General features: G+C 71.4%; 22 protein-coding genes and 1 pseudogene. 11 read left to right on the forward strand and 12 right to left on the reverse strand.

Features of this window, described 5'->3' with window-relative positions:
* Window positions 1-166 precede the first annotated feature (166 nt).
* Both M4D82_RS22350 and M4D82_RS22355 read right to left on the reverse strand, forming a co-directional pair.
* The gene (locus tag M4D82_RS22350; protein WP_004937597.1) at window positions 167-424 is read right to left on the reverse strand and encodes a WhiB family transcriptional regulator; all 258 of its coding nucleotides are present in this window, start codon (window positions 422-424) and stop codon (window positions 167-169) included.
* Between the two features lie 318 nt (window positions 425-742).
* Window positions 743-1,708 (reverse strand): diacylglycerol/lipid kinase family protein, encoded by a 966-nt coding sequence (locus tag M4D82_RS22355; protein ID WP_249767736.1) that lies wholly within the window; start codon window positions 1,706-1,708, stop codon window positions 743-745.
* Window positions 1,709-1,793: 85 nt separating this feature from the next.
* On the opposite strand from M4D82_RS22355, the gene M4D82_RS22360 reads away from it, so the two are divergent.
* Entirely contained in the window at window positions 1,794-2,276 is a 483-nt protein-coding gene (locus M4D82_RS22360) for a hypothetical protein (RefSeq protein WP_249767737.1), read from the forward strand.
* 32 nt (window positions 2,277-2,308) lie between these two features.
* Here the strand turns inward: M4D82_RS22360 and M4D82_RS22365 are convergent, their stop codons facing one another.
* From M4D82_RS22365 to M4D82_RS22375, 3 genes are all read right to left on the reverse strand, one after another.
* The gene (locus M4D82_RS22365) at window positions 2,309-3,322 is read right to left on the reverse strand and encodes an RNA polymerase sigma factor SigF (RefSeq protein ID WP_502989083.1); all 1,014 of its coding nucleotides are present in this window, start codon (window positions 3,320-3,322) and stop codon (window positions 2,309-2,311) included.
* Between the two features lie 11 nt (window positions 3,323-3,333).
* Window positions 3,334-3,747 (reverse strand): ATP-binding protein, encoded by a 414-nt coding sequence (locus tag M4D82_RS22370; RefSeq protein WP_008741530.1) that lies wholly within the window; start codon window positions 3,745-3,747, stop codon window positions 3,334-3,336.
* Between the two features lie 216 nt (window positions 3,748-3,963).
* Entirely contained in the window at window positions 3,964-4,224 is a 261-nt protein-coding gene (locus tag M4D82_RS22375) for a UBP-type zinc finger domain-containing protein (RefSeq protein WP_249767739.1), read from the reverse strand.
* A gap of 43 nt (window positions 4,225-4,267) precedes the next feature.
* Here M4D82_RS22375 and M4D82_RS22380 point away from each other — a divergent pair, with 43 nt between their 5' ends.
* Complete coding sequence (locus tag M4D82_RS22380) at window positions 4,268-5,851, forward strand: Na+/H+ antiporter (RefSeq protein WP_249767740.1); 1,584 nt, start codon at window positions 4,268-4,270, stop codon at window positions 5,849-5,851.
* Between the two features lie 21 nt (window positions 5,852-5,872).
* Here M4D82_RS22380 and M4D82_RS22385 read toward each other — a convergent pair whose 3' ends face one another.
* From M4D82_RS22385 to M4D82_RS22400, 4 genes are all read right to left on the reverse strand, one after another.
* Entirely contained in the window at window positions 5,873-6,781 is a 909-nt protein-coding gene (locus tag M4D82_RS22385; protein ID WP_249767741.1) for a 1-aminocyclopropane-1-carboxylate deaminase/D-cysteine desulfhydrase, read from the reverse strand.
* 79 nt (window positions 6,782-6,860) lie between these two features.
* The gene (locus M4D82_RS22390) at window positions 6,861-7,454 is read right to left on the reverse strand and encodes an N-acetylmuramoyl-L-alanine amidase (protein ID WP_249767742.1); all 594 of its coding nucleotides are present in this window, start codon (window positions 7,452-7,454) and stop codon (window positions 6,861-6,863) included.
* Between the two features lie 107 nt (window positions 7,455-7,561).
* Window positions 7,562-8,764 (reverse strand): globin domain-containing protein, encoded by a 1,203-nt coding sequence (locus M4D82_RS22395; protein WP_249767743.1) that lies wholly within the window; start codon window positions 8,762-8,764, stop codon window positions 7,562-7,564.
* Window positions 8,765-8,858: 94 nt separating this feature from the next.
* Window positions 8,859-9,326 (reverse strand): RrF2 family transcriptional regulator, encoded by a 468-nt coding sequence (locus M4D82_RS22400; protein WP_249767744.1) that lies wholly within the window; start codon window positions 9,324-9,326, stop codon window positions 8,859-8,861.
* 187 nt (window positions 9,327-9,513) lie between these two features.
* On the opposite strand from M4D82_RS22400, the gene M4D82_RS22405 reads away from it, so the two are divergent.
* The 4 genes from M4D82_RS22405 (at window position 9,514) to M4D82_RS22420 (ending at window position 13,414) form a co-directional block, all read left to right on the forward strand.
* Window positions 9,514-10,920: a family 2B encapsulin nanocompartment shell protein gene (locus M4D82_RS22405; RefSeq protein WP_249767745.1), complete on the forward strand. Its 1,407-nt coding sequence runs from the start codon at window positions 9,514-9,516 to the stop codon at window positions 10,918-10,920.
* The gene (locus tag M4D82_RS22410) at window positions 10,920-11,981 is read left to right on the forward strand and encodes a family 2 encapsulin nanocompartment cargo protein polyprenyl transferase (RefSeq protein ID WP_249767746.1); all 1,062 of its coding nucleotides are present in this window, start codon (window positions 10,920-10,922) and stop codon (window positions 11,979-11,981) included. Before M4D82_RS22405 ends, M4D82_RS22410 begins: the two co-directional genes overlap by 1 nt.
* A gap of 174 nt (window positions 11,982-12,155) precedes the next feature.
* Window positions 12,156-12,743, forward strand: coding sequence for a GNAT family N-acetyltransferase (locus M4D82_RS22415; protein ID WP_502989084.1), 588 nt, complete (start codon window positions 12,156-12,158; stop codon window positions 12,741-12,743).
* Window positions 12,744-12,829: 86 nt separating this feature from the next.
* Window positions 12,830-13,414: a dihydrofolate reductase family protein gene (locus tag M4D82_RS22420; protein WP_249767748.1), complete on the forward strand. Its 585-nt coding sequence runs from the start codon at window positions 12,830-12,832 to the stop codon at window positions 13,412-13,414.
* A gap of 267 nt (window positions 13,415-13,681) precedes the next feature.
* On the opposite strand, the gene snpA is transcribed toward M4D82_RS22420, so the two are convergent.
* The gene (gene snpA, locus M4D82_RS22425; protein WP_249767749.1) at window positions 13,682-14,341 is read right to left on the reverse strand and encodes a snapalysin; all 660 of its coding nucleotides are present in this window, start codon (window positions 14,339-14,341) and stop codon (window positions 13,682-13,684) included.
* 220 nt (window positions 14,342-14,561) lie between these two features.
* Between snpA and M4D82_RS22430 the strand changes: the two genes are divergently transcribed.
* From M4D82_RS22430 to M4D82_RS22440, 3 genes and pseudogenes are all read left to right on the forward strand, one after another.
* Window positions 14,562-15,494, forward strand: a complete 933-nt coding sequence (locus M4D82_RS22430; protein ID WP_249767750.1) for a LysR family transcriptional regulator — start codon at window positions 14,562-14,564, stop codon at window positions 15,492-15,494.
* Window positions 15,495-15,665: 171 nt separating this feature from the next.
* Window positions 15,666-16,589, forward strand: a complete 924-nt coding sequence (locus tag M4D82_RS22435; protein ID WP_249767751.1) for a DUF4097 family beta strand repeat-containing protein — start codon at window positions 15,666-15,668, stop codon at window positions 16,587-16,589.
* 1 nt (window position 16,590) lies between these two features.
* Window positions 16,591-17,495, forward strand: a pseudogene (locus M4D82_RS22440) (PadR family transcriptional regulator).
* A 41-nt stretch (window positions 17,496-17,536) separates the two neighbouring features.
* Here the strand turns inward: M4D82_RS22440 and M4D82_RS22445 are convergent.
* Together M4D82_RS22445 and M4D82_RS22450 are read right to left on the reverse strand one after the other, a co-directional pair.
* Window positions 17,537-18,499 (reverse strand): zinc-binding dehydrogenase, encoded by a 963-nt coding sequence (locus M4D82_RS22445; protein WP_249767752.1) that lies wholly within the window; start codon window positions 18,497-18,499, stop codon window positions 17,537-17,539.
* A gap of 142 nt (window positions 18,500-18,641) precedes the next feature.
* A complete protein-coding gene (locus M4D82_RS22450; protein WP_249767753.1) occupies window positions 18,642-19,844 on the reverse strand; it encodes an NAD(P)-dependent malic enzyme in 1,203 nt (400 codons plus the stop codon).
* Window positions 19,845-20,369: 525 nt separating this feature from the next.
* On the opposite strand from M4D82_RS22450, the gene M4D82_RS22455 reads away from it, so the two are divergent.
* The gene (locus tag M4D82_RS22455) at window positions 20,370-21,314 is read left to right on the forward strand and encodes an ABC transporter substrate-binding protein (protein WP_249767754.1); all 945 of its coding nucleotides are present in this window, start codon (window positions 20,370-20,372) and stop codon (window positions 21,312-21,314) included.
* Between the two features lie 30 nt (window positions 21,315-21,344).
* Entirely contained in the window at window positions 21,345-22,295 is a 951-nt protein-coding gene (locus M4D82_RS22460; protein ID WP_502988984.1) for an amino acid ABC transporter permease, read from the forward strand.
* Window positions 22,296-22,303 lie beyond the last annotated feature (8 nt).

The raw sequence follows: 22,303 nt of genomic DNA on the forward strand, positions 1-22,303 counted from the left end.
CGACCCCGTCACCCACAGTGACGGGGTCGGTCGGTCGACACGGTCGACAGCACCCCGGACAGCACTGAGCCCCGGACCGAATGTTTCCCGGTCCGGGGCTCAAGAGCACGTTGCTGAGCGCTTATACGGTTACTACGCGCTGCGGCTCGAGGCTCGAAAGTCGATGTCAGGCGGTGGCGTTACGCGCCCGATTGCGAGCGGCGCGGCGCTTCATGGCGCGGCGCTCGTCCTCGCTGAGACCGCCCCAGACGCCGGAGTCCTGACCGGACTCAAGCGCCCACTGCAGGCACTGCTCCATGACGGGGCAACGGCGGCAGACGGCCTTGGCTTCCTCGATCTGCAGCAGCGCAGGACCGGTGTTGCCGATGGGGAAGAAGAGTTCCGGGTCTTCCTCGCGGCAAACGGCGTTGTGACGCCAGTCCATGGCTGCTCCATCTCCTTGTATTGCGGGCAGGTTGCTTGTGAATGTGAACGCTTTCACGAATCCCCCCGTGAGGGAAGGGCCGACGCCCAGTTGCCTGGTGCGGTCCGAGATGCGTGGAGGGGTTCTGGCGTTCTGTTGGGTGCCGGGTTCTGCGGGCTGTCCCGATCGCCATGTAGAGATTCGCAAACCTCGGACGGGGATACAACCCCTTCCGGAAAGTTTTTTTGGATTCGTCGGTGTCTACTAGGTCACAGCCCTAGTTCCTGGGGGTGGACCGGCGTGTAAACGTTCGAGTAGAAGGACTTTTGGCCCTTCCACTCACACAATCACACGCAGTGCACGGCGTACGCCTGTGAACCGAACGCTGGTGCGCAGTCCGAGGTGGTCCCCGTCCATCTGGAAGGGGAGCGGAACCTTCGAATGCAAGGTGAAGTCGGTCAGATCGTGCAGAGACACCGCGTGCTTGCCGCGCGGACCGCGCTCAGGAGTCGAGGTCAGGAGCTGTGTGGCGTATCGGGCGACGGCCGAAGTTGACAAACGGTCCAGGGCCAATACGTCAAGCGCGGTATCGAACGACGCCTCCGGAGAGGCGTACAGCGGACGATTGCCCAGATACGTCCACGGCGAGGTGTTGCAGACTATCGACAGCACCAGCTCCGTCACCGGATCCGCGCCGGGCCGCTCCAGCGTGATCGTGCCGTGCCTGCGGTTCGGCTCTTCCCAGAACTGACGCATGAGCTGTCGCACATAGAGGGCGTGCGTCGAACGCTTGCCGCGTTCGCGCTGCTGCTCGACGCGGCCCACGACGCCGGCGTCGAAGCCGAAGCCCGCGCAGAACGTGAACCAGCGCGCCGGCGCCGCTTCGTCCTCGGTACCCGGGATGCCGGCCGCCAGCCCGAGGCCCACCGTCCGCTCGCGCCGCTCCCGCAGCGCGTCCAGCAGGGCGCCCGTCGCCTCGACCGCGTCGTTCGGCAGCCCCAGCGCGCGGGCGAACACATTCGTGGAACCGCCGGGGACCACCGCCAGTCCCGGCAGCCGCTCCGGGTCGGGTCCGTCGTGCAGCAACCCGTTCACGACCTCGTTCACGGTGCCGTCCCCGCCCAGCGCCACCACGAGGTCGACCCCCTCGTGCGCGGCCTTGCGTCCCAGGTCGCGGGCGTGACCCCGGTACTCCGTCGTCACCGCCTCCAGCTTCATCTCGCTGGCCAGGGCGTGGGTCAGGACATCGCGCGTGCGCGCACTGGTGGTCGTCGCTGCTGGGTTGGCCACGAGGAGTGCACGCATGCCCGCCAGCCTACCCACCCCCGCATATGCGTCCCATACCGCCCGGTCCCCTCCGGGTCCCGGGGGGCGCGGCTACCCTGCTGGAGTGAGCAAGAAGCGGACCAGCAAGAAGCCGACCTCCCCTCCTCCCGCCCGCGCCGCCGCGCCGGTGGCGCCCGAGGCGCCCGAGGCGCTGCCCGGCCGACTGACCGCCGCCGCCGCGCTCACCGCGCTGGAGGGCCTGGCCCTGGCCGGCCTCGGCGTCTACATGCTGTTCGTCGGCATCGCCGGGGACCCCGACTCCGCCCAGCAGGCGGAGACCGGCGGCCTGACCCTGCTCGGGCTCGCCGCGCTGCCGTTGATCGCGGCGCGCGGGCTGCGCCTGGGCCGCCGCTGGAGCCGCGGCCCGGCGCTGATCACCCAGCTGATGGCGATGCCGGTGGCCTGGACCCTGTGGACCACCGGCGGTGCGATGATCGCCGCCGCGGTGGCCCTGGCCTTGGCCGCGGTGGCCGTGGTGGTCCTGCTCGTCAACCCGACGGCGACCGAGGCCCTCGGCATCGGCCCCGCCGGCGACGGGGCCCGCTAGCGGGCCCCCTTCACTGCTGTGCCGGCCCGCGCCTACTCCTCCACGAGGAGCTTCTCGCGGAGCTGGGCCAGGGTGCGGGCCAGCAGCCGGGAGACGTGCATCTGGGAGATGCCGACCTCCTGCGCGATCTGCGACTGGGTCATGTTGCCGAAGAACCGCAGCAGCAGGATCCGCTTCTCCCGCGGCGGCAGTCCCTCCAGCAGCGGCTTGAGGGACTCGCGGTACTCGACGCCCTCCAGCGCCTCGTCCTCCGAGCCCAGCGTGTCCGCGACCGCCGGCGACTCGTCGTCCGTGTCGGGCACGTCCAGGGAGAGCGTGCTGTAGGCGTTGGCCGATTCCAGCCCCTCCAGCACCTCCTCCTCGGAAATCCCGAGGCGCTCCGCCAGCTCGTGCACCGTCGGCGAACGACCGTGCTGCTGGGACAGCTCCGCCGTCGCGGTGGTCAGGGAGAGCCGCAGCTCCTGGAGGCGCCGGGGGACCCGTACCGCCCAGCCCTTGTCACGGAAGTGCCGCTTGATCTCGCCGACCACGGTGGGCGTGGCGTACGTCGAGAACTCGACCCCGCGGTCCGGGTCGAACCGGTCCACGGACTTGATCAGGCCGATCGTGGCGACCTGGGTGAGGTCGTCCAGCGGCTCGCCCCGGTTGCGGAAGCGGCGCGCCAGGTGCTCGACCAGCGGCAGGTGCATCCGGACCAGCCGGTTGCGCAGTTCCGCCCGCTCCGGGGATCCCTCGGGCAGCTCGCGCAGCTCGAAGAACAGGGCCCGCGCACCGCTGCGGTCCCGGGGATCCGGCAGGGCCACCGGCCCCACCGGCACCACCGGAACCCCTGGAACCACAGGGGCCGGGGCCGTGGCAGCGGCCTCCGGTGGCTGTGTGTGGTCGTGCTCGTTCTCGCTCATAGGGCCCGCCCGTCGCTCCGCCGAGTCCAAAAAGCCGTCTTCCGCATCCGCGTCAGCCGGGTGCGGCCGGGCGTGCTGCTGCTCCGGGATGCCGCCGTCGACCTCGTGTCGTACCCGGGGCCGATCCCCGCCCCGCACCGGGATCTCCCCGCCGCTCACGCCGGGCCTGGCCCCGCGCCGCGCTGTTTGTAGAGGCTGATGCTCACTGTCCGGTTCTCCTCGACCGTGGCCTCGACCTTGCCGGCCAGTGCCGACAGGACCGTCCACGCGAACGTGTCGCGCTCGGGTGCCCGTCCGTCCGTGGTCGGCGCGGAGACGGTCACCTCCAACGAATCGTCCACGAGACGGAAGACGCAGCTGAGGACGGAGCCGGGCACGGCCTGCTGGAGCAGGATCGCGCAGGCCTCGTCCACCGCGATGCGGAGGTCCTCGATCTCGTCGAGGGTGAAGTCCAAACGTGCCGCGAGGCCGGCCGTGGCCGTTCGCAGCACCGACAGGTAGGCACCCGCAGCCGGCAGCCGGACTTCCACGAAGTCCTGGGTCCCGGGCTCGCCTGCGATCTGGGACACCCTCACCTCCAAGGTGGTACGAGCTCTGTTCGCCGGTGACGCTATCGCGATCCGGGTGATCGTGTCGCGGCACCCCTCAAGGCGCCCGCTTCCGGGCACCCCAGGCCGGCCGTGCCTCCGTCCAGTGACTGATGGTAAGCCCTTGGGTACGCACAGTGGCTAGGGGTCTGCGGGCCCAATTCGGGGGAACCGGCGGAGGGTTGACCTACCCCCGGTTCAGACGATCGAACCGTCGACAAAACACCACCGCCACGTCTCTCCCGGCTCGAAGCTGCGCATCACCGGATGGCCGGTCCGCTCGTGGTGCGCGGTCGCGTGCCGGAAGGGGGAGGAATCGCAGCAGGCCACGTATCCGCACCCCAGGCACATCCGCAACTGGACGGGATGGCTTCCGATCGCCTCACATTCCGGACAGGTCAGCGCATGCGGGACAGGCTCGGGGCGCGGCAGTTCTGCAACGTGGGTGCACTCGCTCATGATGGCCAGCGTACGACCGGCCGACGGATGGGGATGATCGCCGATGGAGGTATTGCCGCTGGTGGCGCTGGTCGCCGGGAGCGCCGCGGTGGCGGGCCTGGCCCGGCGGACGCCGGTGCCGGCGCCCCTGCTGCTGGTCGCGGCCGGGCTGATCGCCGCGTACCTGCCCGGCGTGCCCGAGTACGCGCTCGACCCGCACATCGTGCTGCCGCTGCTGCTCCCGCCGCTGCTGCACACGGCCGCGGTCGACAGCTCGTACCTGGACCTACGGGCCAACGTACGACCCATCGCGCTGCTGTCGGTGGGCTACGTGCTCTTCGCGACGCTGGCCGTCGGCTACGCGGCGTACCTCGTGGTGCCGGGGCTGTCGCTGCCCGTCGCCCTGGTGCTGGGGGCGGTGGTGGCGCCGCCCGACGCGGTCGCGGCGACCGCCATCGCCCGCCGGCTGGGTCTGCCGAACCGGATGACGACGATCCTGCAGGGGGAGTCGTTGGTGAACGACGCCACCGCCATCACCGCCTACAAGGTGGCGCTGGCGGCGGCGGTCGGGGTGAGCGCCGGCTGGGCGGGCGGGGTCGCGGAGTTCCTGCTCGCTTCGGTGGGCGGCGTCGGGGTGGGCCTGCTGCTCATGGTCCCGATCCACCAGCTGCGCAAGCGCCTGAAGGAGCCGCTGCTCCAGAACACGCTGTCGCTGCTGATCCCCTTCGTGGCGTACGCGGCCGCGGAACGGGTGCACGCGTCGGGGGTGCTGGCGGTGGTGGTGGTCGCGCTGTACCTGGGGCACCGCAACTGGCAGGTCGACTTCGCGACGCGGCTCCAGGAGGAGGCGGTGTGGAAGGTGATCGCGTTCGTCCTGGAATCGGTGGTCTTCGCGCTGATCGGGCTCCAGCTGCCGGTCGTGCTCAGGGGGCTCGGGGCGTACGAGGGGATGGCGGCGGCGGGGTACGCGCTCGTGGTGTTCCTCGCGGTGGTGGTGACGCGGTACCTGTGGGTGTTCCCGGCGACGTTCGTGCCGCGGTGGATCTCGCAGCGGATCCGCTCGCGGGAGCCGGACACCGACTGGAAGGCGCCGGTGATCGTGGGGTGGGCCGGGATGCGGGGGGTGGTGTCGCTGGCCATCGCCTTCTCCATCCCGATGGGGGTGGACCACCGCAACCTGATCCTGTTCCTCACCTTCACGACCGTCATCGGGACGCTGGTGGTGCAGGGGCTGACGCTGCCGCCGCTGATCAGGCTGCTGAAGCTGCCGCCCCGGGACGTGCACGCGGAGACGCTCGCGGAGGCGCAGGCGCAGAGCGAGGCCTCGCGGGCGGCGGAGGACCGGCTGGCGGAACTGCTGGAGGACCCGGAGAACAGCACGCTCCCGCCGCCGCTGGCGGACCGGCTGCGCACGGTGCTGGAGCGGCGGCGGAACGCGGTGTGGGAGCGGCTGGGGGAGGTCAACCCGGTGACGGGGGAGTCGGCGGACGACGTGTACCGACGGCTGGCGCGGGAGATGATCGGCGCCGAGCGGGAGGTCTTCGTGACCCTGCGGGACCAGCGGCGGATCGACGACGAGATGCTGCGGGCGCTGCTGCGCAGGCTGGATCTGGAGGAGGCGGCGGCGTACCGGGAGGAGGCGTCGTAGGCGCTTTCCCACGGCTGCCGCTTACGGCTGCCCGGTGATGACGGCGGTCAGGGTGGTGCCCCGGGGGAACGCGCCGGTGGCGGTGAGCGTGGTCAGGGCCCAGAGGAGCTTCGCGACGTAGATCCGCTCGATCGGGAGGCCGTGGCGGGACTCGAAGTCGGCGGCGAAGGCCTCCAGCGGTCGGGGCACGCGGGCGTAGCCGCCGTGGTCGAAGCCCTCGGCCAGGCTCCAGTCGCCGGCCGGGCCGCCGAAGGCCAGGGTCTGGAGGGAACGTATCTCCGCCCCGAGGAAGCCGCCCGCCAGCACCGGCACGCCCAGCGCACGCTGCCCGGGGCCGAGCCCGGCCGCCAGCCCGGCCAGGGTGCCCCCCGTACCGCAGGCCACCGCCACCACGTCCCCGGCGCCGCGCAGCTCGCGCCCCAGCTCCGCGCAGCCGTGCAGCGCGAGCGCGTTGCTGCCGCCCTCGGGGACCACGTACGCCCCCACCGCGCCGGCCTCCTCCAGCAGCCGCGCCAGGGTCGCGGGCTCGGCCTTGCGGCGGTACTCCGAGCGGGGTACGAAGCGCAGCCGCATGCCGTCGGCGACGCACCGGGCGAGGGAGTCGTTGAGCGGGCGCCCGGCGAGCTCGTCACCCCGGACGATGCCGACCGTCTCCAGCCCGAGCAGCCGCCCGGCCGCGGCGGTGGCCCGCAGGTGGTTGGAGTACGCGCCCCCGAACGTGACGAGCCGCCCGCACCCCGCCTCGACCGCGGCCCGCAGGTTCGGCGCGAGCTTGCGCCACTTGTTCCCGGGCAACTCGGGATGCACCAGATCGTCCCGCTTGACCAGCAGCCGCACCCCGAACCCCTCGAACCTCTCGTCCCCCACCTCGACGAGCGGCGACGGCGGGCGGGGACGCAAGAGCACGTCAAGGTTCGCGGGGCGGTTCACCCGTCCATTGTGGGGGCCGAAGCCGGCAGGGCGCGGTCAGGGGTCAGGGAAGCGGGTGGGGTCGGGGTGGGCGAGGGTTTCAGGGCTTGAGGATTTCGGCCACGCGGTCGCGGAGGGAGTCCATCGTGAAGCCCAGGGGGTCGATCTTGCCGGGTTGCCATTCGCGGTGGCCGATCACCGAGCGGGCGCTCCAGCCGTGGACGCGGCAGACGGCCGCCGCCGCGCGGGCGATGGCGTCGATCTGGACGGCCGGCCAGGGGTCCTCGCCGTCGCCGAGGTTCTCGCACTCGAAGCCGTAGAAGTGGCGGTTGCCGTCCGTGTCGGCGTGGCGGTCCGGCGGGAGTCGTTTCTCGGCGATGACGGCGGCCAGGACGTCGGAGTCGCCGGCGCCCGCGTGGTTGGTGCGGCCGTAGCCCACGAGGTGGACGCGGCCGTCCTTGGTGATGACGCCGTGGCACAGCGGTCCGGGCAGGGCCCTGTCGCCGTCGCGGCACAGGGCCACGGTGTACGCGGCACCGCGCGTGACGGTGTGGTGGACCATCACCCCGTGGACGGGGCCCCAAGGCCCCTTGTGGTTGCGGTTGTGCGTGCGCCAGGCGCCGACCTCGACGACGGTGAGGTCGGCGCCGCGCAGGGCGTCGATGAACCGGCCTGCGGACATGGGGGCGGCCATGGGCCCTCCTTGTGCGGTGCGTGACGGACACGTTGCGTGCGCGTCTCGTTACTTTCCGGTGTAGCGGAGGGTGGACTTCCGTGCCTAGGGCGGGTTCCAGCCGGCTGTCAGGCCGAGGTCGAGGCCAACCACAGGTCAGGGCCGAACACCTCGTAGTGGATGTCCGCCGCCGGCACTCCCTTCGCCAGCAGCTGCTCCCGCACCGCCCGCATGAAGGGGAGCGGTCCGCACAGGTATGCCCGGGTGCCGGGGGACACCGCGATGTCGGTCAGGTCCATGTGCCCGGCGCGGTCGCCCGGTTCGGCGTCGGCCTCGTACCAGAAGTGGGCCGCCGCGTCGGGCAGCTTGTGGGTCAGGGCCCGGTGGTCGGCGCGCAGGGCGTGCTCGCCGGGGGTCCGGTCGGCGTGCACGACGGTGACCGGGGAGGCGTACGCGGTGTCCGCGAGGTGCTCCAGCATCGAGAGCATCGGGGTGCAGCCGATGCCGGCCGAGGCGAGCAGGATCGGTGCGGTGGAGTCCCGGAGCACGAGGTCCCCGTACGGGGCCGACACGCGCAGGGTGTCACCGGGGCGGACCCGGGTGTGCAGGTGGTGCGACACCTCGCCGTCGGGGCCCCCGGCCGCCGCGCCGTGGACCCGCTTGACGGTGATCGCCCGGACCGGGGAGCCGGGGGCGGTGGAGAGGCTGTACTGGCGGATCTGCCGGGCCCCGTCGGGGAGTTCGACCTGCACGGAGACGTACTGGCCGGGCAGGGCCCGCGGGGCGGGGCCGCCGTCGGCCGGGACCAGGTGGAAGGTGACGACGTCCGGGGTCTCCTCGATCCGCGCGGCCACGGTCCACTCCCGCCACACGTCGCCGGCGAGGACCCGCTGCTCGGAGTGGAGGCGTTCCTCGATGGCGATGAGGGCGTTGGCCATCAGCCAGTAGACCTCGTCCCAGGCCTCGGCGACCTCGGGGGTGACGGCTTCTGCGAGGACCTCGGCGATGGCCGCGAAGAGGTGCGTGTGCACGATCGGGTACTGCTCGCGGGTGACGCCGAGGGAGGCGTGCTTGTGGGCGATGCGGTTCAGCATCACGTCGGGGCGGGTGTCCGGGTGCTCCACCAGGTGGGTGGCGAAGGCCGCCATGGAGCCGGCGAGGGCCTGCTTCTGGAGCCCGGCGTTCTGGTTGCCGCGGTTGAAGAGGTCGCGGAGCAGGGCGGGATGGGCCGCGAACAAGTTCGCGTAGAAGAGCTCCGTGATCTCGCCGAGGGCCGCGCCGACGGCGGGCAGGGTGGCGCGTACGGTCGCGGCCGACTTCGCGGACAGCATGGAGGGCTCCTCGTCTAATTGGTATGACGCATTCATATTCAAGGGCGCGCTGAGGGGGTGCGGCAGTGCGCGATTCTGTTCGGCCGGCCGGGGTCTACTCGGCCATCCCGTCCCCGGGTCCGGTCCGCGAGCCGCCGGCCGAAAGGGCCAGCAGGACGGGGCCCGTCGGGGTCGCCACCAGCTCGTTCACCGTCAGCGGGTCGAGGGCGGCGTAGAAGGCCTCTTGCGCCCGGCGCAGCGCCCCGCGCAGGACGCACGCCCCGCGCAGCGGGCACGGGACGTTCCCGTCGCAGTCCACGACGTCGCCCGAACCCTCCAGCTCGCGCACCACCCCGCCCACCGAGGCCGCGCGCCCCGCCGGGGTGAGGGCGAGCCCGCCGCCCCGGCCGCGCCGGGCCTCGACCAGACCGAGGTGTTGCAGTCGGGCCACGACCTTCGCGGTGTGGGTGTACGGGACCTCCATGCTCGCCGCGACCTCGCGCGTCGTCGGGAGGTCGCTCTCCTCGACGGCCAGGCGCATCAGGACGCGCAGCGCCAGGTCGGTGAATCGGGTCAGCCGCATGGCGTCAGCGTAGAAAACTTGCATCGTAGATACAAGTTAAACGGGTGGGGGAGGGTGAGGGGGGGTGAACCCTGCAAGATGCCCACACCCGTACGGAGTAGTCCCACCCTTTTGTGTAATGGCCACGCCACGTTGCGTGCTGGAAGTGTTCCGTCCGTAGACCATGGAGTGATCGAAAGGGAAAGACATGTCGGTCCAGGCTGGTTCCGAGTCCGAAGCCCAGACACCGCAACGAAGTCTCGGTACCTCGGCCGCGCGGAACTTGGCGACCACGACCAAGTCCACGCCGCAGATGCAGGAGATCACCTCGCGGTGGCTGCTGAAGATGCTCCCGTGGGTCTCCGTGCAGGGTGGCACGTACCGCGTCAACCGACGACTGACCTACTCCGTCGGCAACGGGATCGTGGAGTTCGTCAAGACCGGCACCCAGGTCCAGGTCATCCCCGCCGAACTCGGCGAACTCCCGCTCCTGCGCGGCTACGAGGACGAGGCGGTCCTGACCGAACTCGCCGCCCGCTGCCGCCAGATCGACTTCGAACCCGGCCAGGAGCTGACCTCCTTCGGCAGCCCTTCCGACCAGGTCTTCCTCCTCGCCCACGGCCGCGTCGACCAGATCGGCCCCGGCCCCTACGGCGACGACGCGGTCCTGCGCACCGTCGCCGACGGCGCCTTCTTCGGCGAGGACGCCCTCACCGAGGAAGAGGCCATCTGGGAGTACACCGCCCGCGCCACCACCGCCGGCACCGCGCTCACGCTGTCCCGGCAGGACTTCCAACTCCTCGCCGACCGCGTCGAGTCCCTGCGCGCGCATGTGGACAACGCCCGCTCCGCACCCGAGCGCGCCACCAACCCCTTCGGCGAGGCCGCGATCGACCTCTCCGCCGGCCACCGGGGCGAGGCCGTCCTCCCCGGCACCTTCGTCGACTACGAGGCCCGCCCGCGCGAGTACGAACTCTCCATTGCACAAACGGTCCTGCGCGTGCACACCCGCGTCGCCGACCTCTACAACCAGCCGATGAACCAGACCGAGCAGCAGTTGCGGCTCACGGTCGAGGCGCTGCGCGAGCGCCAGGAGCACGAGATGCTCAACAACCGCGACTTCGGCCTCCTCCACAACGCCGACTACGACCAGCGCATCCAGCCCCACGACGGCGCCCCCACCCCCGACGACTTCGACGCGCTGCTCTCCATGCGCCGCGACTCCAAGCTGTTCCTCGCCCACCCCAAGGCCATCGCCGCCTTCGGTCGGGAGTGCAACAAGCGCGGCCTCTACCCCGAGACGGTCGACGTCGCCGGGACCCGGGTGCCCGCCTGGCGCGGCGTCCCGATCTTCCCGAGCAACAAGATCCCGATCAGTGACGCCCGTACGACCTCCATCCTGTGCATGCGCACCGGCGAGGCCGACCAGGGCGTGATCGGCCTGCACCAGCCGGGCATCCCGGACGAGATCGAGCCGAGCATGTCGGTGCGCTTCATGGGCATCAGCGAGCAGGCGATCATCTCCTACCTCGTCACCGCCTACTTCTCCGCGGCCGTCCTGGTGCCCGACGCGCTGGGCGTGCTGGAGAACGTCGAGATCGGCCGCCGGCACTGATGACCGCCGACACCCTCGCCAAGGGCGACGGGCAGGAGGCGTCGGCCCTGCTGGCGCGCACCAGGGAAACGGTCAACCCCGAACTGCGCCGGACCCTCGCCGGCCTGCCCGGCGGGATGCGGCGGGTGGCGATGTACCACTTCGGCTGGGAGGGGGAGGACGGCGCCCCGACGGAGACGGGCGCCGGCAAGGCCATCCGGCCCGCGCTCGTCCTCGCCTCGGCGCAGGCCCTACGGGGCACCGGGCGCGGCGACGCGAAGTTCGAGGAGGCCGACGCGGTGCGGGCGGCGGTGGCCGTGGAGCTGGCGCACAACTTCACGCTGCTGCACGACGACGTCGTCGACAAGGACGTCCGCCGTCGCGGGCGGGCCACCGCCTGGAGCGTCTTCGGCACGGCCGACGCGATCATCACCGGCGACGCCATGATGGCGCTCGCGCTGCGGCTGCTCGCCGAGGACCCGCACCCGGCCTCGGCGGAGGCCTCGGCCCGGCTCGCGGCCTGCATCGTGGAGCTGTGCGCCGGCCAGCAGGCGGACTGCGCCTTCGAGGTGCGCCCGGACGTCTCGCTCGACGAGTGCCTGACGATGGCGACGGCCAAGACGGGGGCGCTGCTGGGCTGCGCGTGCGCGCTGGGCGCGCTGTACGCGGGGGCCGGGCCGCGGGAGGCGGACGCGATGGACGCCTTCGGCCGGGAGGCCGGTCTCGCGTTCCAGCTGATCGACGACCTGATCGGCATCTGGGGGGACCCGGCGCACACCGGCAAGCCCGCCGGGGCCGATCTGCTGGCCCGCAAGAAGTCCCTGCCCGTCGTGGCGGCCCTCACCTCGGGCACCGAGGCGGGCGAGGAGCTGGCCGCGCTCTACGCGGGCCCCATGGAGGGGGCCGATGTGACGCGGGCGGCAGGGGCGGTGGAACGGGCCGGCGGCCGGGACTGGGCCCAGGCCCACGCGGCCGACCGGATGGGTCGGGCGGTGCAGGAGCTGTCCCGGGCCGTGCCGGACCTGGCGGCGGCGGGCGGGCTGCTGGCGCTGGCGGAGTTCGTCACGCGTCGGACCAGGTGACCGCGTAGGGCCGCGTTCACCGCGCAGTGCCGCGGTGAACGCGTGGGGACGCGTGGAGGAAGGCCTGTTCGGACACCCTTCGGGGTGCCGGAACGGGCCTTCTGCGCGTATGGACGTCAACTCTAGGATCACTCCCGGTTGTTGACGTCCGAGTGAAGGGTGTGACCCGTGGTGCTGGAGATACGTCAGGCGGATCCGTCGGAGCGTGACGAGGTCGCGCGGCTGTTGGACGTGGCCTTCCGGGAGGACCCCGTGAGCAGCTGGGTCTTCCCCGACCCGGAGCACCGGGCCGCCGTGCACGGCCGCTTCCTCGGGGTCTTCGTCGACGTGGCGTTCGCGGAGGGTCGGGTCGAGCGGACGGCGGACGGTTCGGCGGCGGCGCTGTGGCTGCGGATCCCCGCCGGCGAGCCGGAGGGGGAGGACGAGGTCCCCGCGAAGATGCGCGCGGCGGCCGATCCGGACAACGAGCGCTGCGAGCTGGTCGGCCGGCTGACCGGGGCGGTGCACCCGACGGCCGAGGAGCACGAGTACCTGCTGATGATCGCCGTCGAGCCGGGCCGGCAGGGCGAGGGCCTCGGGACGGAGCTGATGCGGCCGGTACTGGAGCGCTGCGACCGGGACGGCGTACCGGCGTATCTGGAGGCGAGCAGCGAGCGCAGCAAGCGGCTGTACGAGCGGCTCGGCTTCGAGTTCACCGGCGAGGCGGTTCGGCTGCCGGACGGGCCGCTGATGTGGCCGATGTGGCGCAAACCGAATGGCTGAAAAAACCCCTTGGTGAAGCACTTCAATTGAAGTACTTTGGCCGACGTGCCCCGGAGCGGTGGCACGGTCGAACGGAAGAGAATCGCTTGCGCAAGCTCACGTACTTCATCGCGACGACGATCGACGGGTTCATCGGGGCCCCCGACGGCGACGCGGACTTTTTCTACGCCTCCCTCGACGCGGAGTTCGTCGACCACCTGAAGGTCGAGTACCCGGAGACCATCGCCTCCGCCGGGCGCGCGCAGATGGGGATCGAGGACCTCCCGCCCCGTCGCTTCGACGCGGTGCTCATGGGTCGCGCCACCTACGAGCCCGGCCTCAAGGCGGGCATGGCCAGTCCCTACGGCCACATGCGCGAGCAGTACGTCGTCTCGCGCTCCCTCGCCGAGCCCCCGGCCCCGGACGTGCGGCTGATCAGCGGCGACGTGGTGGCCGCGGTGCGCGAGATGAAGGCGCGCGACGGGCTGGACATCTGGCTCTGCGGCGGCGCGGACCTCGCCGGACAGCTGGTCGACGAGATCGACGAGTACATCGTCAAGACCTACCCGATCGCCATCGGCACCGGCATGCCCATGTCCCGGGCGGGCTTCGGCGTACGCCCCCTGGAGCTGACCGGCTGCACCGCCCTCGGCGGCGGCCAGGTGATCACCTCCTACGCCGTGAAGCGCTGATCCGCCGGAAGCGCGAAACCGGCCTACCGTGGAGGTATGGCCGGTGAACAGCAGCAGCGCGCGGAAGAGACGGTCGCCCCGCGGGCCGGGCACGAGCGGCACACGTGCCCGACCTGCGGGAGCGCCGTGGAGACGGTCATCAGGCGGCGCAAGTCCCTCGGGGTCTTCGTACCGGAGTGGCACCCGGGTCCCTGCCGGAACCCGGAGTGCCCCCGCTACGTTCCCCCCGAAGGGGTGGGCCGGGTGACGCCCGGTGGGTGAGGGCGGCTAGCCCTTCGAGCCGAGGCCCGAGGCGGCGAAGCCGTTGGCCCACAGCTGGTTGACGCGTGTCCGCTCGGCGCTGTTCGGCGTGGCGTTCTGGCACGAGGTGCCCGGCCCGCCGCCCGACATCAGCTCGCTGCACGGGCCCGAGTAGTGGTCCGGCAGACCCAGCACGTGGCCGGTCTCGTGCGACGTCACGCGGGTGGAGTTGTACTGCTGGTTCTGCCGGTAGTCGAGGAAGATGTAGCCCCGACCGTGGCCGTCCGTGCTCGCGTACGAGCCGCGCGAGTCGTTGCCCTCGCGGTACGAGAAGTTCCCGCCGGAGGCCACCTCCTGGAGCTTCACGTTGGTGACCGAGCTGTTCCAGATGCGGGTGGAGTTGGCTATCTGGGTACGGAAGCTGGGCGCGTTGCGCGTGTTGTAGGTGACGGTGACCGCGAGGGCGCCGGGGTTCGCGGCGCGCTGCTCGGCGACCGAGCGCTGCACGGCTTCGAAGAAGGCCCGGTTGGCGGACTCGTTCTCCTGGGACCTCTCGTAGGCCGCGTAGCCGGCGGAGAGGTCGGCCGGAGCCGTCGTGGCGGTGGCCGTGGGGGCGAAGCCGACCAGGGCGGCGGCGAGGCCCAGTCCTACGGTGGCGGCCGTCATGGGCATACGGAAGGGGCGCATGTGGGGGGCTCCTACTCGTCCGGTGCGGTGGGGGGTGGTCGTTCGGTACCGGAGTCTGCGGGAGCGGGGGGCGCCCGGGGATGATGTCAGCGCCGGATAGCACGGGCCTATCGGGTGGGTTTTCGGTGAGATTCACCATGGTCAACTAGCGCGAGAATGGCGGGATTCGGGGGGCTATGGGTGGCTGGTGCGGTCCACCGGCCCGACCTACCCTCGGGTCATGGAGCTCGAGGTGAGGCACTTGCGCGCGCTGTGCGCCATCGCCGACGCCGGCAGCCTGCACAAGGCGGCCCGCCAACTCGGAGTGAGTCAGCCCTCGCTGACGACCCAGTTGCAACGGATCGAACGGGCCCTGGACGGCGAGTTGTTCCTGCGTGAACGCACCGGATGCCGCCCGACCCCCTTCGGTCGTACGGTGCTCGGCCGGGCGCGACCGCTGCTCGCCGACATGGCGGCGCTCGTCGCCGAGGCCCGTGCGGCGGCGCACGGTCCCCGGCTGCGCATCGGGTCGACGGCGAGCCGGGCCCTGCCCGGGTGGCTGCGCCGGCTGCACCGCCGGGATCCGGAGACGGAAACCTCGCTGGTGGTCGACGTGTCGGCCAACGCGCTGCTGCGGATGGTGGCCTCCGGGCAGCTGGACGTGGCGTTCGTGCACGAGGTGGAGGGCAGCCCGTTACGGGTGCCCGAGGGGCTCCAACTGCGCGTGCTGATGGAGCGCGAGCCGCAGTTCGTCTCCATGTCGCGCGACCATCCGGCCGCGCGCTCGTCGGTGGTCGCGTTAGAGGACCTGGCCGGGGACCGCTGGACGGTGGACCCGTCGGTCGACGGCGAATGGGACGGGCTGCGCCGCGTCCTCGCCGGCGCCGGCCTCGACCCGCCCGTCCTGCACGCCGACTACCACACGGCCGCCTCCCTGATCGTCTCCGGTGAGGCCGTCGCCCCCTGCCAGCCCACCTCCGGACCGCGTGAGGACATGGCGATCCGGCCGCTCCACGGCGACCCCCTCGCCGTGCGGCTGCTGCTCGCGACCCGCCCGGGGGCGCACGCCGAGGTCTACGAGGACCTGCGCGCCGCCTATCGCGAAGCGGCCCTGGGCACCCCGTCCTACCGCGCGTGGCTCCACCACCACGCGAGCCCCCTTCTGGCGGCCTGAGCCCGAACCCCGAGCCGTACCCGAGCACCGCCCGACCCGGACCACGACCCGGGCCCCGACACGGGGTCCGGGTCCTCGGCGTGCCGCTTGACTTCACCCGACCGCGATATATCGTGTTCTTCAGAAGACGCGATATGTTGCGTGCATCAGCCCACGAGGAGGAGCAGCACCATGGCAGAGCAGACGACGTGGTCCGTCGCGGCACCGCGGAAGCTCACCTTCGACGACCCGGTCACCGACCTCCGCGTCCGCATCGTCGACGGCACCGTCAACGTGGTCGCCTCCGAGGACGGGCCGGCCCGGTTGGAGGTCGCCGAGGTCGACGGGCCGCCCCTCCACGTGGTCCAGGAGGGCGGCGTCCTCACGGTGTCCTATGAGGACCTGCCCTGGAACGGCACGCACGGCTTCAAGAAGTGGTTCGAGAGCAAGCCGTGGAAGGGCTGGACGGGCTCCTCCGAGGACGGGCGCAAGGCCTGGGAGCGCAGCGTCACCGTCACCCTGACGGTTCCCGCCGCGACCCGCGTCCAGCTGGTCGGCGTCAGCGCCGCCGCCTTCGTCTCCGGGATCTCCGGCGGGACCGACGTCAACGGCGTCTCGGGCGACGCGACGCTCGTGGGCCTCGGCGGCCGGGTCAAGGCGCACACCGTCTCCGGCAGCGTCGAGGCGCAGTCCGTCGCCGGTGAGTTCGGCTTCCACTCCGTCTCCGGCGGCCTGACCGTGGTGGACGGTGCCGGCGGCAACGTACGGGCCGACTCGGTCAGCGGCGACATGCTCATCGACCTCGCCCCGGACCCGGCGTCCGGCCGGCCGGTGGACATCTTCCTCAACTCCGTCTCCGGTCAGGTCGCGATCCGCCTCCCGCACCCCGCCGACGCCAAGGTGGAGGCCAACACCGCGACCGGCGGCGTCTCCAACGCCTTCGAGGACCTGCGCGTCTCCGGGCAGCTCGGCGCGAAGCGGATCACCGGCACCCTCGGCACCGGCGCCGGCACCCTGCGCGCCACCACCGTCTCCGGCGCCATCGCGCTCCTGCGCCGCCCGCAGGCAGACCCCGACGCCGCCGCCCCGCTCCAGCTCGACAAGAAGGTGCTCTGACATGCCGCCCGTCTTCGCCCACGGCCGCCTCCGCCTCTACCTCCTCAAGCTGCTCGACGAGGCGCCGCGCCACGGCTACGAGGTGATCCGCCTGCTGGAGGAGCGCTTCCAGGGCCTCTACGCGCCCTCCGCGGGCACCGTGTACCCGCGGCTGGCCAAGCTGGAGGCCGAGGGGCTCGTCACCCATGCCACCGAGGGCGGGCGCAAGGTGTACTCCATCACCGAGGCGGGCCGCGCCGAACTCGCCGACCGCGGCGGCGAGCTGGCCGACCTGGAGCTGGAGATCCGCGACTCGGTCTCCGAGCTGGCCGCCGAGATCCGTGACGACGTCCGGGGCGCCGCCGGCGACCTGCGGCGCGAGATGCGCGCGGCCGCCTCCGCGACGGCCACCCCGGTCGAGGACGACTCCTGGAAGGCGGCCAAGGAGGAACTGCGCAAGGCCCGCCAGGAGTGGAAGGAACAGGCGCGCCGGGCGAAGGACGAGAGCCGCCGGGCCCGCGAGGAGGCGCAGGCGGCCCGCCGTCAGGCCAAGGAGGCGCAGGAGCGGGCCCGCGAGGAGGTCCAGCGGATCGCGGCCCAACTGCAGGAGCAGTTCGCGAAGTCGAGCGGGGTCCTCGGCAGCCTCGCCGGCGCCTGGCTGGGCGGCGGCAACGGCCCCGCGGCCCCCGGCGCCACCGAAGCCGAACCGGCGAGCGCCCCGGGCCGGCCGGCGCGGGCTGGGCCGAGGACCTCGTACCCTCCGCCGACCCGGCGCGGGACCTGGACCGGCTGCTCGACCGCTTCCGCGACGACGTCCGCGACGCGGCCCGCGACCACGGCGTGACCCCGGCCCAACTGGCCGAGGCCCGCGCCCACCTCGCGGCCGCCGCCGCCCGCATCGAGGCGGGCCTGCGGCCGGGCGCGTAGCGGGTGTGGACCGGGCGGCCGGTCGTCAGGCGGCCGGACCGTCAGACCGTCAGCACCACCTTGCCGAACAGGTCTCCCGATTCGAGCTTCGCGAAGCCCTCGCGGGCCCGGTCCAGCGGCAGCACCTCGTCGATCACCGGGCGCACGCCGGTGGCCGCGCAGAAGGCGAGCAGGTCCTCCAGCTCGTCCTTCGAGCCCATGGTCGAGCCGACCACCTTCAGCTCCAGGAAGAAGATCCGGGTCAGCTCGGCGTGCGCCGGCCGGTCGCCGCTGGTCGCGCCCGAGATGACCAAGGTGCCGCCGGGGCGCAGGGACTTGATCGAGTGCGACCAGGTGGCGGCGCCGACCGTCTCGATGACGGCGTCCACCCGCCGCGGCAGCCGGGCGCCCGGCTCGTACGCCTCCACCGCGCCCAGCTCCACCGCGCGCTTGCGCTTGGCCTCGTCGCGGCTGGTGGCGAAGACCCGCAGGCCCGCCGCCTTGCCGAGGACGATCGCGGCGGTGGCGACGCCGCCGCCCGCGCCCTGGACCAGGACCGAGTCGCCGGGGCGTACGCCCGCGTTGGTGAACAGCATCCGGTAGGCCGTGAGCCAGGCCGTCGGCAGGCAGGCGGCCTCCTCGAAGGAGAGTTCGGCGGGCTTGCGCAGGACGTTCCAGGCGGGGACGGTGACCTGCTCGGCGAAGGTGCCCTGGTAGCGCTCGGTGAGGATGGAGCGGGGCTCGTCCGGGCCGACGCCGTGGCCGCTCTGGCCGATGACGGAGTGCAGGACGACCTCGTTGCCGTCCTGGTCGATCCCGGCGGCGTCGCAGCCGAGGGTCATGGGCAGTTTGTCCTCGCCGAGGCCCACCCCGCGCAGGGACCAGAGGTCGTGGTGGTTGAGCGAGGCGGCTTTGACGTCGACGGTCACCCAGCCGGGGCGGGCCACGGGGGCCGGGCGCTCGCCCAGCGTGAGGCCGTTCAGCGGCTGGTCGCGGTCGATTCGGGAGGCGTAGGCAGCGAACATGCCGCCAGAGGCTACCGGCCGGTAGGCCCGCCGGCCAGGGTGGCACCGCCGGGACCCCGGGCGCCGGGACGCGCGAAGGCCCGGCCGGAGATCACTCCGACCGGGCCCTCGTGCGTACGAGCCGTGCGGCTCAGCCCGCCGTTCAGGCCAGGCGGGCCACGCCGTCGGCCTTCGCCGCCGCGGCGACGGCGGCGGTGACGGCGGTGGCGACGCGCTCGTCGAACGGCGACGGGATCACGTAGTCGGCGGCCAGCTCGTCACCGACGACACCGGCGATGGCGTCGGCGGCGGCGATCTTCATGCCCTCGGTGATCCGGGTGGCGCGCACCTTCAGGGCGCCCGCGAAGATGCCCGGGAACGCCAGCACGTTGTTGATCTGGTTCGGGAAGTCCGAACGACCGGTCGCCACGACGGCCGCGTACTTGTGCGCGATGTCGGGGTGGACCTCGGGGTTGGGGTTGGCCATGGCGAAGACGAAGGAGTTCGGCGCCATGGAGGCCACCGCCTCCTCGCCGACCGTGCCGCCGGAGACGCCGATGAAGACGTCCGCGCCCGCGAGGGCCTTCTCCAGCGAGCCGTTCAGCCCCGTCTTGTTGGTCAGGCCCGCGATCTCGGCCTTGACGTCGGTGAGGTCGGAACGGTCCGCCGAGACGACGCCCTTGCGGTCGGTGACGCACACGTCGCCGATGCCCGCGTCCACGAGGATCTTGGCGATCGCGATGCCGGCGGCGCCGGCGCCCGCGATGACGGCCCGCAGGTCACCGAGGGTGCGACCGGTGAGCTTCGCGGCGTTGCGCAGCGCGGCCAGCGTGACGATGGCCGTGCCGTGCTGGTCGTCGTGGAAGATCGGGATGTCCAGCGCCTCCTGGAGGCGCCGCTCGATCTCGAAGCAGCGGGGGGCGGAGATGTCCTCCAGGTTGACCCCGCCGAAGGACGGCGCGAGACGCACGACGGTCTCGACGATCTCGTCCGTGTCCTTGGTGGCGAGCGCGATCGGGACCGCGTCGACGCCACCGAACTGCTTGAAGAGGATTGCCTTGCCCTCCATCACGGGGAGGGAGGCCTCGGGACCGATGTCACCGAGCCCGAGCACGGCCGTACCGTCGGTGACGACGGCGACCACGTTCGACTTCCAGGTGTACTCGTTCACGAGCTCGGGCTGCTCGGCGATGGCGGTGCACACTTTCGCCACGCCGGGGGTGTACGCCAGGGACAGGTCGTCCTTGTCGTTCACCGGCACCGTGGCCTGGATGGCCATCTTGCCGCCCCGGTGCAGCGCGAACACCGCATCGGGGTTGTTGTCCGTCGCACTGTCGCTGCGAGGGTTGACGATCTCCGCTGCCACTTCGTGTGACCCCTTAGGTCCTTTGAATCATTGAGGGTGGCCACTCCTGGTTGAGAAGTGGGCGGGCACCGCGTCCGTACTCCGCATCGACGGTTGGCCCGTCTCCGCGAAGGGGAGGTTCGTACGCGCGGGCACGCCGCACGCGCGCCCTGAGCCCCGGATGAGGGGTGTAATGACCTGTTCTACCGGAAGAACGCTCACCCAGACGAGTCGATTCCTGCTCGACCTTAGGCCGCTTGTCCCGTTTTTGGCCAAAAGTCCAAAGGTCTCTGTCCAGTGGCCGAGACGCGCCGCAAAATGTGCGCCCAAAAGGCCTGGTCACAGTGGTTTGTGCGGCGGCGAAGCGCGTTGCCCGCAGGCCTGTTGGGTCTACGCGGGCACCCGTTATCTGATTTTGACCTGACGGGCAGCCTGAATGCGCCAGTCCGAATGGCAAGATGCCGTAATCACACAAGGTCGCGACACCCGATGGTGCGTGCCCGACCTGTCTCGGATGCTTTCCACCCCTGTCGGAGGAACCAGCTCATGACCGCAAGCACCACCCGTCGTACGACCGCCGCCCGGTCCCGGATCGCCGCGGTCGGCGCGATCGCGGTCGCCGGCGCCCTGATCCTCACCGGCTGTGGCGACCAGACCGACAGCGGGTCCGGCACCAAGGAGAAGACCAGCGACGCTCCGCTGTTCTCCAAGCTGCCCAAGAAGATCCAGGACGCGGGCGTCATCAAGGTCGGCACCGACGCGGCCTACGCCCCGATGGAGTTCACCGAGGGCGGCAAGATCGTCGGCGTCGACCCCGACATCGCCCAGGCGATGGAGAAGCAGCTCGGTGTGAAGTTCCAGTTCACCTCGGGCACCTTCGACGGCCTGATCACCTCGCTGGAGACCGGTCGCCAGGACATCGCGATGTCCTCGATCACCGACAACAAGAAGCGTCAGGAAGGCCTGGACGACAAGGGCGCCAAGATCGGCAAGGGCGTCGACTTCGTCGACTACTTCTCCTCCGGCATCTCCCTGCTGGTCAAGAAGGGCAACCCCGAGAACATCAAGTCCCTCGACGACGTCTGCGGCAAGACGGTCGCCGTCCAGCGCGGCACGATCTACGAGGACACCTTCAAGGCCCAGGCCGAGAAGTGCGGGGACAAGAAGCTCACCATCGAAGCCTTCGACACCGACGCCGAGGCGCAGACCCGCGTCAAGGCCGGCGGCGCCGTGGCCGACCTGAACGACTTCCCGGTCGCCGCGTACATCGCGAAGACCTCGGGCGGCGGCAACGACTTCGAGGTCGCCGGCCAGCAGTCCGACGTGGGCCTCTTCGGCATCGCGGTCTCCAAGGAGAACACGCAGCTGCGCGACGCCCTCAAGGAAGCCCTCGACGCCATCATCAAGGACGGCTCCTACGCCAAGGTCCTGGAGAAGTGGAACGTGAAGGACAGTGCGGTGCCGTCCGCCACGGTCAACGCAGGAAAGTAAGACCGAGCGCTCCACTGAAGGGCAGTCATTGTGACTGACAAGATCGACAAGGGTCCGGCCGCGACTCCGCCGGCCGGGCCCGGCGCCTCGGGCACCACCTACGAGGCGATCAAGGCCATCCCCGTACGGCACTACGGCCGCTGGATCAGCGCCGTCGTCGTGGCCGTACTGCTCACCTGGCTCGTCTACGCCTTCTCCCAGGGCAAGATCATCTGGGGCACGGTCGGCGACAAGCTGTTCGACTCCTCGGTGCTCGCCGGCCTCGGCAACACCGTGATCATCTCCATCGCCTCGATGGCGCTGGGCCTCGCGCTCGGCATCCTCTTCGCGGTGATGCGGCTCTCGAAGAACCCGGTCACCAGCTTCGTGGCCTGGCTCTACATCTGGTTCTTCCGGGGCACCCCGGTCTACGTGCAGCTGCTGGTCTGGTTCAGCCTCCCGCTGATCTTCCAGTACATCAACCTCGGTCCGATCTACAAGAACGAGACCGTCGACGTCATGACCCCGTTCATGGTCGCCCTCCTGGGCCTCGGCCTGAACGAGGGCGCCTACATGGCGGAGATCGTCCGGGCCGGCATCCAGTCCGTCGACGAGGGCCAGACCGAGGCCTCGCACGCCCTCGGCATGACCCAGATCCAGACGATGCGCCGGGTCGTGCTGCCGCAGGCGATGCGCGTGATCATCCCGCCGACCGGCAACGAGTTCATCAACATGCTGAAGACCTCCTCCCTGGTCTCGGCGGTGCAGTACACCGAACTCCTGCGGGCCAGCTCCAACATCGGCACCACGGCCGGCGCGGTCATCGAGATGTACTTCGTCGCCTCCATCTGGTACCTGGCGCTGACCAGCGTGTTCAGCGTCGGCCAGTACTACCTGGAGCGCCGCTACGCCCGCGGTTCGCTGCGCAGCCTGCCGCCCACGCCGTTGCAGCGGCTCAAGGCGAACCTGAACCTGTTCCGCCGTACGGAGGTGGCGAAGTGACCGCCCAG

It is taken from the genome of Streptomyces sp. RerS4, assembly GCF_023515955.1.
GTDB lineage: Bacteria > Actinomycetota > Actinomycetes > Streptomycetales > Streptomycetaceae > Streptomyces.